This window comes from Aliiroseovarius crassostreae (assembly GCF_025137635.1).
Lineage (GTDB): Bacteria > Pseudomonadota > Alphaproteobacteria > Rhodobacterales > Rhodobacteraceae > Aliiroseovarius > Aliiroseovarius crassostreae.
On sequence record NZ_CP080772.1, the window covers coordinates 2,307,704 to 2,319,240 of the forward strand.

Consider the following 11,537-nt stretch of genomic DNA (forward strand, 5'->3'; position numbering starts at 1 on the left):
CACAGTATTGAAAACACCGCGAGGGAGCGTGAGATGCAGACAGTCAAAGCCGCCATTTGCCATGAGTTCGGCAAGGATCTGGTGATCGAAGATATCACCCTGCGCGCACCCGGTTCGCGCGAGGTGGAGGTGACGGTCGAAGCGGTGGCCATCTGCCATTCGGATATCTCATATGCGGATGGCGCCTGGGGCGGCCCGTTACCGGCGGTCTATGGCCATGAAGCCGCGGGGCGCATCTCGGCAGTTGGGGCAGAGGTCTCAGGGCTCCAGGTTGGGGACAAGGTGGTGGTCACGCTGATCCGGTCGTGCCAAAGCTGCACGCCCTGCTGTTCCGGCCAGCCCACACGCTGCACGGAACGCTATGACCAGACCCAAGGGCCAATTTCCTGCGCGGATGGCACGGCGCTGGCGCAGGGGCTCGACACTGGCGCGTTTGCACAAAAGCTGGTGGTGGGGGCGGCGCAGGTTGTGAAGCTGCCCGAAGACATCCCGTCACAGGTCGGATGCCTTCTAGGCTGCGGCGTGATCACCGGGATCGGGGCGGTGGTGAACACCGCCCGCGTGCGTCCGGGGCAAAACGTGGTTGTGATCGGGGCCGGTGGCGTTGGGTTGAATGCCATTCAGGGTGCCCGACTGGCTGGGGCCGCCCATATCACCGCAGTGGACATGAGCGAAGAAAAGCTCGACATGGCGCGAGAGTTCGGCGCCACAGCCGCCGTTCTGGCCAGCGATCCCACCCCGTGGAAAGCGGCCTATAAAGCGGCAGGAGGGGGCGCGGATGCAGTATTTGTCACCGTTGGGGCCATTCCCGCCTATGACAGCGCCCATCGCTTTCTTGCCCCCGGCGGGCGGATCATCGCGGTGGGCCTGCCGCATTCCGGTGAAAAGGCCCAATATGAACCGGTGGTGATGGGCGTGCTTGGGCAGGGCATTCAGGCCAGCTATATGGGCGACGTCGTGATCTCGCGCGATATTCCGTGGATGGTAGAGCTTTACCGGCAGGGGCGGTTGAAACTCGACGAACTGATTTCAGGATGCTGGTCTTTTGAAGAGATCAACGACGCCATCGCAGATACCAGAACCGGGACCGCGCGGCGCAATGTGATCGTGTTCTGAGACGGGGAATCACCCTCTGGCACCCCACCCGGCGCCCCGAATTCGCCCGCGCAAGGTTTCTCTGCTACACTCTCCTGACCCTCCCCCAAGGTGAAACTGTCTGTTTCGCCCTATTTCCAGTCGGTTTCCAATCCGACGCGCAGGCGAAAATCGCGCCTGTTGTGGGTGAACCCGATACACGAGTTTTGGAAAGGAAGATGCCCATGCAGATTTACCCGTTGATCGAATTGCTTGAAGGACGGTGTGTCAGCCTCTATCGCGGCCGCACCGAAGAGCCACAGATCTGGCATGTCGATCCGGTTAAACGCGCGCAGGAATATGCGGAAGCGGGGGCCGAAGCGATCCAGATCACCGACTTCGACGCCATGTCGGGCGATTACCGCAATGATGAAATCATCCGTGAGATCATCCGCACGGTGGGCATCCCGGTACAGGTCGGGGGCGGTTTCAAGACCTTGGAACGGATCGCTGAGTGGATTGACCATGGCGCGGCGCGCATTATTGTCGGCTCGCTCGCCGTCTATCAGCCGGATATCGTGAAAGAGGCAGCCCGCCTGCACCCGGACCAGATCATTCTGGCCGTGGATGTCTTTGAAGGCAAAGTTGTCAGCGATGGGTGGAAAAACAAATCCGCCTTTGACGCCTCAAGCTTTCTGGCCCGCTTTCAGGGCGATCCGCTGGCCGCAATCCTCATCACCGATATCGACGCCGATATCGGAGACGCCGAGGATACGCTTGCCCTGATCACTCAGTTGGCAGGCGAGGCCAATGCACCCGTGATTGCACGCGGCACCATCAACGACATCGACGACGTGTCCCGCCTGCACTATGTGCCGCATATCTCGGGAACGATCATCGGTCGTGCCCTGTTTGACCGCAGCGTGGACCTGGCCGAGGCGCTGGCCGTGGCAAAGCCGGAAGCAACCGCCAAGGCAGAATTCATCTGACCGGGGTGTGAGCATTCAGTCCAAGATCAGCCCGACATCGAAAGATGCCGGGTTTTTCATTGTCGAACTTTGTGGTTTTCTGACCAGCAGACCCAAGCAGGAGACCCCCATGCTGACCATCGGCACCATGGCAAAAAAGACCGGCACCAAGGTGCAGACCATTCGCTATTACGAACAGATCGGCCTGTTGAAAGAACCCGGGCGCAGCGCGGGGGGGCAACGGCGATATGATCAGGGTGACCTCGACCGCCTGTCTTTTGTGCGCCACGGACGGCAGCTTGGCTTTTCGCTTGAGGCGATCCGGTCGCTGCTGGAACTCGCAGATCACCCGACCCTGCCCTGCGCTGAGGCCGACCATATCGCCCAACAACAGCTAGAGCAGGTGCGCAATCGCATCGCGCGGTTGCAGGCGCTGGAACAGGAACTGGCCCGCATGGTCTCAGATTGCGGCCATGGCAGAACCGGGGACTGTCGGGTGATCGAAGTGCTGCGTGACCATTCCGAATGCCTGACCAATCACGATGAGATCGGCGCGTGATCCTCTCAACATATTGAAGCGCATTGAAGAAAGGCCCCGCACCGGGCCTTTCTTGTCGCGTTTATCTAACGTCACCCTTCGGGCTTCTCCCCGGCAACACCCAGCGCCTCATCCGCGCTGCTTTTGTCAAAGGCGCGGGTCCAACGTTCAAGTGAGGCCCAGTCGAAATAGATCGAAATCAGGGACGGGAACACCAGCACCACCATCACCATCGAGGCCAACAGGCCAAAAGCCACCGAGACCACCAGCGGCACCAGAATCTGCACCTGAGGGCTGCTGTCGAAAATGATCGGCACCAACCCGGCAAAAGTGGTCAGCGTGGACAGAAGAATGGGGCGGAACCGCGCCCGCGCCGCATTCAGCGCCGCCTTCTGATAATCCCCTTTCTCCAGATGGGTCTGGAAAAAGGTCAGGAACAGGATCGAGTTATTCACGACAATCCCCGACAACGAGGCAAACCCGATCATCGATGGCATGGCGATGGCCAGCCCCAACGCCCAATGGGCGAGGATAGACCCAACCAGCGCAAAGGGGATGGCAGCCATGATCACCAGCGGAAGCGCGTAGGACCGGAACTGGAACGCAAGGATCATATAAACCCCGATCAATCCCAGCCCCATCAGCTTGCCCAGCGAGGACTGGCTTTTGTTCTGCTCTTCCGTGGCCCCGCCGATGCCGATCTCAATGCCCGGATATTTCGCCACCAGAGCAGGGCCAAGCTCATCCGTCACCACTTTGGAAATCTGCGCCGAGGTGACCTTGCTGCCGTCAATCTGGCCGGTCAGCCGCGCCATTGCCATGCCGTTTTTGCGCGAGATCACCGGATAGCCGCGGGTCATCTTCATCTCGGCCACCGAGGACAGCGCGACCTGCTCGCCCCCTGCCAGCCGGATCGGAAACTGCTCCAGCTCGGACAGGGTCTGCACCGTTTCGGACAATTGGGCCCGGACGGTCAGGTTCGACTGGTTGACGCGGAAACTGTCGGTTTCTGCCCCCTCGAAGGCGGCGCGCAGCTGGTCTGACAGCATCTTCGGCGTCAACCCCACCGCATAGCCATAGGTGGTCAGCGCAAACTGCAATTCCTGCTGCCCCCCGTAAAGATCCTGATGCGCTTCGATCACGTCTTCTCGTTCCAGCAGACGGGCCAGAAGCTCAGACGCGGCGGTTTCCAGCTGGTGCAGGTCATGGCCTCGCAGCTCAACATCCAGATCCGCCCCGGCCGGTCCGCGAACCGATTGCGCAAAACTGCTTTGCACCAGATCCGGCATTGGCCCCGTGGCCCGCCGCCATGCCTCAACCACATCATCTGCCGCGACATTGCGCTGCGAGCTGGGCAACAGGTCCACCGTCACCGTGGCGGTGTTTGATCCGTTGTTCTTCACCTCTGAATTGGTGCCATATTCCACCAGCACACGATCCACGAGAGGGGCCTGCCCCTGTGTGTTCGGGCTCAGATCGGCATTCACCCTGGTCAGCCCGGCCACAAGCTGTTCGACCGTTTGAATGGTGCGCTCACGCGCAATCCCGTCGGTCAGCGCCACCCTGGCAATGATCGTGTCACTTTCGGATGAGGGGAACGGGATCACCTTGATCGTGCCTGAAACCACAAGACTGAGGGCCAGCATCAAAAGCGCAATCACACTGCCCAGCGTGGCATAGCGCCATTTGGCAAGCCAACCGGCCACCGGCAGGACCACCCCTTCCTTGAACCGTTCAAGCATCTGCGCCGCCCGCCGGTTTTCATGACCTTCTGGCCCATCCCCGCCTGCATGGCTCAGGTGATGCGGCAGGATCAGGAACCCTTCGATCAGAGACAGGGCCAGCGTGATCAGCAGCACGGTCGGGATGAATTTCAGGATGACACCCAGCCGCCCGGTCATGAACATCAACGGCCCAAACACCGCCACCGTGGTCAGGAAGGATGACACGACACCCGGCATCACCTCAACCGTGCCACGCCAGGCAGCCTCGGTCGCACTGGCCCCTTTCCGCCGCCAATTGTCGATGTTTTCCGCAATCACGATGCTATCATCCATGATCAGCCCCACCGCCATGAGTAGCGCGACAAGCGTGATCATATTGATGGTGATCCCGAACACACTCATGACAAACAGGCTGCCCAGAAACGACACCGGAAGGGCGGCGGAAATCCACAGGGCTTCCCGGATCGAGAAAAACAACCACATGGTGGCAAAGACCAGCACCAGCCCCATGGCGATATTCTTGACAATCAGTGCCAGACGCTCGTTCAATTCGGTTGTATTGTTGGCAATCACGCTGAGGGAGAGCGTGTCGGGATAGACCGCCCGTTCAGCTTCCAGCAGTTTCTCAACCGCGTTGTAAACCCGGATACTGTCATCCTCCTTGGATTTCGAGAAGGTGATGATCGCAGCCTGCACCCCATTGATATAAGAGGAAATATCCGGGTTCTTATCGCTCAGCATGACCGTGGCAATATCCCCCAGGCGCACCACGCCCCCCGCGCTGGTCTGCAACACGATCAGATCTTCCAGCTCGGCCACCGAGCGGCGCACATCCGCATAGCGCAGTGTGATCGACCCGGCCTTCAGCTCCGCATCCCCCAACGGGCGCGACAGGCTGCGCGAGGTGAGCGCACCGGTGATATCGCTGCTCGACAAGCCATGCTGGCGCAGGGTCGCCTCGTCAAACGCGACCTGAAATTCGCGATCCGTAATCCCGGACACACTGGCCCGGGACACACCCGGAAGCGCCAGAATACGGTCCGCCAGCCCATCGGTATAATCCGCAAGGGCTGCCCGGGTCGGCAGACCGGACACCGCAATCATCGCCACCACGTCGGACCGGGCCAGCACCTCGACCGCGGGGGTTTCCACATCTGACGGGAAGGTGGTGATGCCGGACACGGCAGAAAAGATGTCATTGAAAAACTGGGTCAGATCGCCGCCTTCCACCAGTTCCGCCGTGGCATTGGCCCGCCCGGCCACAGACAGGCAGGTCAGGTCCTCCAACCCTTCCACCCCAATCAGCGCATCCTCGATCGGCGCACAGACATTTTCATCCACATCCCGCGCCGAGGCACCGGGGTAAATCGCACTTACCCCAACGGTTGAGGCGGTAAACTCAGGAAAGGTTTCGCGTTCGATTGATGAGATCATGCCGATCCCGAGGATGCAGATCGCCACCATCAGCAGGTTGGCGGCCACCGGATGCCGTACGAAAAAGCGGATCATGTTACTGGTCCCCTTCCGTCAGGTCCGCACCCGTCACGATGCTCTCCTCCCGCACCGGGGTCAGTTTCAGCCCCGGCACCGGCGGGCGGGGATCGCTGAGAACCAACAGGTCCCCCGGCGCCATGCCCGAGGTCACGATCACATCCGGTCCAACCACATCCCCCAGGCTGACCGGACGCATTTCCAACCGGCTGTCCGCGTCCACCATATAGGCCAGCGCCGATCCATCATCGTTCTGATGCAGGGCCGCACGCGGCACCGCCAGAACATTATGGCGGGGGGCTGCACTGAAACGCACCGCGACAAAGCTGCCCGTGGTCAAGGGCGGGCGGGTGGCCTCAGACGACAGCCGGGTCGGGTCGGTCACACGCACCACAACACCCATGGCACCGGTCTGGCTATCCCGGCTGCCGCGAAACCGCACAATCTCGGCCGGCCAGGGGTCCAGATCCTCCGCATGAGGATACGAAACCTCCGCCCGCACGCCTGCCTTTTCGAACAGGGCAACGGGAACATCCTGCACCCCCTGCAGGTCCAGCGCCTGCATCTCTCCAAGAGCATTTTCGATCAGACCCGCCAAGGACCTCGGCTGAATTTCAGCCGTAATTTCAGACGCTTCCACACCATCAAGTGTCACCAGAACGTCACCGGAACGGGCAAACTGCCCCAGTTCAACCGCCGCTTTGGTCACGCGCCCATCGAAAGGGGCGAGGATGCGGGTCTTGCTCAAGGCCCGCTTTGCTTCGGCCACCTCCGCCTCACGGATGGCAATTGTGGCTTCGGTGGTCTGGCGCCGGGTTGGGTAAAGCTCCAGCGCATTGGTCAGATTGGTGGTGGCCGCCTGTTGGGCCAGCAGATTGCGCCGGGTGTTGTCCAGTGCTGTTTCGGTGCTGGCGCCCCGTTTGACCAACGCCTGAACCCGCTCGAACTCAGCTTCGGCAATGGCAAGTTTGCTTGTCTCCAGCGCCAGGCTGCGCTGGGTGTTAAGCTCTTCGCGCTGCAATTGTGCAAGCTGTGTCTGCGCGGCCCCAAGATTGGCCTCTGCCTTGCTCAGACCGATCTGGTAATCGGTGGCGTCAATCTCAACCAGAACCTGCCCCGCACGGATCATCTTGCCCTCTGCAAGCCCAGGCAACACAGACACCACACGCCCGGACAGCTCTGCCAGCGCGGACCAGCTATGCGCGGCCTTCACCCGCCCATATGCGATTGTGGACGGGGTGACGGTTTGTTCAGTCACCTCCAACACCCGAACGGCCAGCGCATGTTCACGGGCCTCTTTCACCTGCTTGGGGGCACCAGATGTCATCCAGAGAAAACCCGCGATACCGAGGGCCAGAGGCGGGAGGATCAACAGGGGTTTGACGTTCATATCTTTTCTCCGAAAGGGGCGCATCTGTTCAAACGTGGCAGCGCTGGGGTTCCGTCGCATAGATATTCCATTTTCGGAATATTTTCCATCACCCATTCATGCGCCCTGCAGAAACACTTCTGGCCGCGGGACCCTCAAAATTCCCGTCCCACAATGCCCCCGGTCCGAAAGGCGCTTTTCAGCGAAATTCGGATCTGCTACACCGGCCCTGCAGCAACGCAATGGCAGATCAAACCGGGCAGACGACGGGGGGCGCCAAACACGCCCTCTCAAGATTACCCTAATGATTTCATGATGTTGCAAAGCAATGAGAGTATTACATGCGGTCAGATGACCGTTCTGCGGCCCCGTAGCTCAACTGGATAGAGCAGAAATAGCACCCTACCACCTACCACATCCTCGAAGTCCTTGGAAACAGGGAGTTTCTTTTTGGTAGGAATCCATTTTCCATACCAAGTTGACAATATACGAGATTTGGCTGATACACCCGAGAGAAGTGCGGGCCGTTAGCTCAGCTGGATTAGAGCAGGGAACTTCTAATTCTCAGGTCGGGGGTTCGAGTCCTCCACGGCTCGCCAACCTTCTTTCGTTGAATGTCGAGTGTAGAAGTTGGCAGGGCAAAACGATTTAATTCCCTTCATTTCTGGATAATTAGCTGTTCGCAAGCAGGGTTTCCTCCAGCGAAGTTTCTTCGCAGGCAGAAAACGAGCAGCCTCGCTATTATACTTGATCAACAGCATTGGGTGCCGCCAATAGCTTTTGATCAATTCTCTATTTCAGTTTTTGAGATGCGTATCTATCGTGTATCAAGCCAACCGTTTTGAACAGCCGTCTATAAAACTCATCAAAAGTCTCAGGGAGCGTTAAGTTGATTTTGGTGTCGCGCCCATAGAAGTTTGTCCGGTTTTTGTAGACTTCGAACCGGCCCTCAGACATATCCGGAATCAATACAAACCGCTCAACCAAGCGGTGCCGTTTGAAACTTTCATAAATGCGAGCACTGATGTCCAGGTGTCCATCATGGACAATCCGATCTCTAATTGAGCTAACTTGACAGATCAGCTCGTCTTTCTGGAATAGTGTGCCCTTTGTATTATCCATTTTGAGCAGTTTTTTGTCACCGTATTGTTTAGACGCCCCTCTCAACTTCAGCATTTTTGAGTAGTCCCTTTCAACGCGCTCAACCTCAAGTGCCAGCTTTACAGAGTAGTCCAAAAGGCTTCTCATACGGACAAAAACCGTCTCCAAGTGGGCATGCAAAAGCGCAGTTTCTGCGGACGCTGAAGAGCGAAGCCCAGTTTTCTCTTTTCGCTGATACACGTAAGGTTCACAGTCATTCAGAATTCCGTAGAATTCACCAACCACCTGGCAAATCTGCGCGCTGGTTCGCTGCAAATTTGTCAACAGACCTTGGACATCCTGCAGATAAACAAATTTGTGCAGTATTGGGTCTGGTTTCGAGCTGGACAACAGTTTTTCAAATTGTTGTTTAGTCACACGACTTTCTGGTTCGATGCCAGCCATATGAACCCAATCTGGAACACGATCGTGAAAGACCAGAACTTCTTCGTTTGATAGAATTGATCTTCGAATGTGCGCATGCGTTGCCGCACATAGATTATCGAATTCGATATCAATATTGGTATCAGTGCGCCTCCAGTATTGATTGATATCTTTGAAGAAAGCCGTCGGTTGGTGGTCTCTAATCTCTTTTGACGGTTTCCCATTAAGGTTCTTGATCGGCCTTTCGTCCGTATCAGATACAGGCCAGCCTGCTACTTTTCTTTCAGCGGTCTTGGCCTGTATGGAGATCTTTGTGTTGCCTCTTCGTGTCTTCAATTTGCGAGTCATCTTTAGTTATTTGTTTTCGAAATCTTGTCGCGCAAGAATCACCAATAAACTCAAAGTCCAATGCGGACTGCCGCCTGCATCAAGGATCATATTCTCCTTGTCTACGCCAAGAGGGGATTTGTATCGAGGTTCTCCTTTGCAACAAGGTGTAATTCTCGGCCGCTCATGTTTGTGTATTGGTGTGAATTGGTTATCTCAGCCTTTACAATCTTTCAGGACCTATCCAGTGAAGCTACCTCGTTTAGTATCTTCTTCCGAAAATTTGTCGGAAAAATTAGGCTTTCTTCGAGAAATAATCCTTGGCTCCGCTCTCTGATTTGAAGCCAGCTTTCTTCGAAACCCTTTGTGCGCAGAACATTGGCGAGCATTATGCAGTTTTGATCACTCTCCCCAACATATTCTGCCAGATCGGTTAGATTGTGTGCTCTTTCGCTCAATTCCAAATAGATTTGATCTCTCGTGTGAATCTTGTGGAAAAGACCATTATCTATCGCTTTGGTGGCGAGCTCCGTTGGAAGCCAGCCGCAGAAGCGCATTCTAAAGACTTCGAGCCAGCAATCCTCGTGCCAGCGGTGGTCAATCCAAGCATATTTAGGCTGCATTAGTCACTCCCAGTTTGGGAGTGAAAATAGTCATCGCTATTGAAGGTGTCCATACCTTGGATGGCACAATGGCTGGCACGCTTCACACTAAAGAATACAAAAAACTGATCGACGCACTGGTAGCCGCAAGAGCCGAAAGGGGACTTTCCCAGGTTGAACTTGCAAAAGCACTAAAGCGTCCACCATCATTTGTAGCCAAGGTTGAGTTGTGCGAACGGCGCCTTGATGTGCTTGAATTTTGTGCATGGGCTCATGCTCTTTCAATAAATCCTCTGGATCATTTGCGGAGGCATGCTTCGCTTCCTCTGGTAGAAATTCCTCGTTAGTTTTTTGAAGGTTTCAAAGTATCAGTTTCATTTCTTCGAAATGGGATTGTTTTGGGTAATACAAACATACCGCTAAATCGACCGATGAAATTGACTTGTCACAGATGAGGCTTCTCAAGCAGTGTAGTGTGAGCGGCTCATTCCCACCATTTGTCGAGGGTGCAGCGAATGTCAGCCTTTGCCTCGGCTTTCAGTTAGGCGAGCAAGCTGCTACGCGAGATCCGCTGGCTCTACTCAGACATTTATGGAGCGTGAACTGATGCTGCTCACACCCCCCTTTTGCAATATAGTGCTTACATGAAGCAAAAAACCTTCAAATTTGCTGATCGCGCTAAGCAGAAGGCGCTCAGCCGAGCCCGGGACGAAGCCAGACTTAAGTCTGGGGAGGTCACGCCATCAGAGTTGCGCAAAGAGAACGCGTTCATCAAAGGTTCTGGGTTCGCTAAGAAGAAGAACGGATTCAGTGCGAGCTATCGACCAGAGAATGGCGATAAATATTTCATGGTGGAGACAGACGGCATTAAAATTGTTTCGGGAAGCAAGCCTGAGGAACCTGATGAAACCTCCTGAAGGCATAAAGCTTTGACCAACAATCTGCAAAAACTTGTCTTTATTGAATTTGAAGCTTCAAGCCTTTCGCCAGATTCTTGGCCGATCGAAGTTGGCGTTGCCTGGTTGGAGGGGCGTAAGGTCATTTCCCACAGCAAGATGATCAGGCCGCGTGCCAATTGGCCCTTGGACGACTGGAGTGATACGAGTGCAAAAGTCCATGGGATCTCTCAACTGAAGCTGGAAACAGCAGAAGATGCAGATAGTGTCGCTGGATGGTTGCATGAGGCCGTTCATGACCGCGTTCTGGTTTCAGATGCGCCAGAATTCGATCAACGCTGGCTGAATCGCCTGCTTGGTCAAGATGGCCCATTGATTGCGGATTTTGACCAACTGGCTTGGTCCGCGTTTTGTGACAACGGCTCAGTCAATCCCGGGCGGTTTCACCGAGTTTACAGGGCGCTGTCGCAGCGCGAGACTGTCCACAGAGCGGGCGACGATGCTGCTGCATTGTGTTATGCTTGGCGTGCAGGAGTAGGGAAATGATCATTGAAACGGCGCTTTTAGTTTTGTGTGTGAGCTCCGTGATTGCCGGATACGTTTGCTCCGCGATCCTTTGGTGGAAATCGCGTCCTACGCCAGAGCCCGACGTCAGCGATATCGTCAAACACGCGCCCTATCATCTGCTGCAGGAGACCCGAAAATGACAGGGTTTGAAATCGCATTCAGCGCCTGCGTGGGGCTCATTACAGCTGCTACTCTCCTATATTTACGTCATCTGGTCAGAACTTCTGGGCGCGATCCAATCAACGATCCTGACCTCGTCAAAAAATTTAAGGAAACCGCGCCATACCACCTGCTTGAGGGATCCTGCGCTGCATCTCGCCAGCCCTGACAGCCCATGCTGAAAAGCAAAGCGAACGGCAAAACACCGCAAAGCCGCCCTTTTTTCTAAATCACGCCATCGAACAGTTCCGAAGTGCCAGCTTATGAGATGGAGAGCATGGTTGCCACTTGCGATGTC

11 protein-coding genes and 1 tRNA gene are annotated in these 11,537 nt (G+C 56.1%); 8 read left to right on the forward strand and 4 right to left on the reverse strand.

Annotated elements, in window-relative coordinates:
- Positions 1-33: 33 nt before the first annotated feature.
- The 3 genes from K3J57_RS11070 (at position 34) to K3J57_RS11080 (ending at position 2,601) form a co-directional block, all read left to right on the forward strand.
- Positions 34-1,116 (forward strand): zinc-binding dehydrogenase, encoded by a 1,083-nt coding sequence (locus K3J57_RS11070; RefSeq protein WP_259795874.1) that lies wholly within the window; start codon positions 34-36, stop codon positions 1,114-1,116.
- 203 nt (positions 1,117-1,319) lie between these two features.
- On the forward strand, positions 1,320-2,063 hold the full coding sequence (locus K3J57_RS11075) for a 1-(5-phosphoribosyl)-5-[(5-phosphoribosylamino)methylideneamino]imidazole-4-carboxamide isomerase (protein ID WP_259795876.1): 744 nt from the start codon (positions 1,320-1,322) through the stop codon (positions 2,061-2,063).
- Positions 2,064-2,172: 109 nt separating this feature from the next.
- On the forward strand, positions 2,173-2,601 hold the full coding sequence (locus tag K3J57_RS11080; RefSeq protein ID WP_259787057.1) for a MerR family transcriptional regulator: 429 nt from the start codon (positions 2,173-2,175) through the stop codon (positions 2,599-2,601).
- Between the two features lie 71 nt (positions 2,602-2,672).
- Here K3J57_RS11080 and K3J57_RS11085 read toward each other — a convergent pair whose 3' ends face one another.
- Both K3J57_RS11085 and K3J57_RS11090 read right to left on the reverse strand, forming a co-directional pair.
- Complete coding sequence (locus tag K3J57_RS11085) at positions 2,673-5,813, reverse strand: efflux RND transporter permease subunit (protein WP_259795878.1); 3,141 nt, start codon at positions 5,811-5,813, stop codon at positions 2,673-2,675.
- A gap of 1 nt (position 5,814) precedes the next feature.
- Positions 5,815-7,185, reverse strand: a complete 1,371-nt coding sequence (locus K3J57_RS11090) for an efflux RND transporter periplasmic adaptor subunit (protein ID WP_259791816.1) — start codon at positions 7,183-7,185, stop codon at positions 5,815-5,817.
- 500 nt (positions 7,186-7,685) lie between these two features.
- Between K3J57_RS11090 and K3J57_RS11095 the strand changes: the two genes are divergently transcribed.
- Positions 7,686-7,763, forward strand: a tRNA-Arg gene (locus tag K3J57_RS11095).
- Positions 7,764-7,956: 193 nt separating this feature from the next.
- Here the strand turns inward: K3J57_RS11095 and K3J57_RS11100 are convergent.
- Complete coding sequence (locus K3J57_RS11100) at positions 7,957-9,036, reverse strand: hypothetical protein (protein WP_259795883.1); 1,080 nt, start codon at positions 9,034-9,036, stop codon at positions 7,957-7,959.
- Positions 9,037-9,248: 212 nt separating this feature from the next.
- Entirely contained in the window at positions 9,249-9,638 is a 390-nt protein-coding gene (locus K3J57_RS11105; protein ID WP_259795888.1) for a hypothetical protein, read from the reverse strand.
- Between the two features lie 20 nt (positions 9,639-9,658).
- On the opposite strand from K3J57_RS11105, the gene K3J57_RS11110 reads away from it, so the two are divergent.
- The 4 genes from K3J57_RS11110 to K3J57_RS11125 all read left to right on the forward strand — a co-directional run bounded on the left by K3J57_RS11110 (position 9,659) and on the right by K3J57_RS11125 (position 11,220).
- Positions 9,659-9,964, forward strand: coding sequence for a helix-turn-helix domain-containing protein (locus K3J57_RS11110; protein WP_259795891.1), 306 nt, complete (start codon positions 9,659-9,661; stop codon positions 9,962-9,964).
- A 297-nt stretch (positions 9,965-10,261) separates the two neighbouring features.
- Complete coding sequence (locus K3J57_RS11115; protein ID WP_259795894.1) at positions 10,262-10,534, forward strand: hypothetical protein; 273 nt, start codon at positions 10,262-10,264, stop codon at positions 10,532-10,534.
- A gap of 12 nt (positions 10,535-10,546) precedes the next feature.
- Entirely contained in the window at positions 10,547-11,059 is a 513-nt protein-coding gene (locus K3J57_RS11120; protein ID WP_259795897.1) for a 3'-5' exonuclease, read from the forward strand.
- On the forward strand, positions 11,056-11,220 hold the full coding sequence (locus K3J57_RS11125) for a hypothetical protein (RefSeq protein ID WP_259795899.1): 165 nt from the start codon (positions 11,056-11,058) through the stop codon (positions 11,218-11,220). Before K3J57_RS11120 ends, K3J57_RS11125 begins: the two co-directional genes overlap by 4 nt.
- The last annotated feature ends 317 nt before the right edge of the window (positions 11,221-11,537 follow it).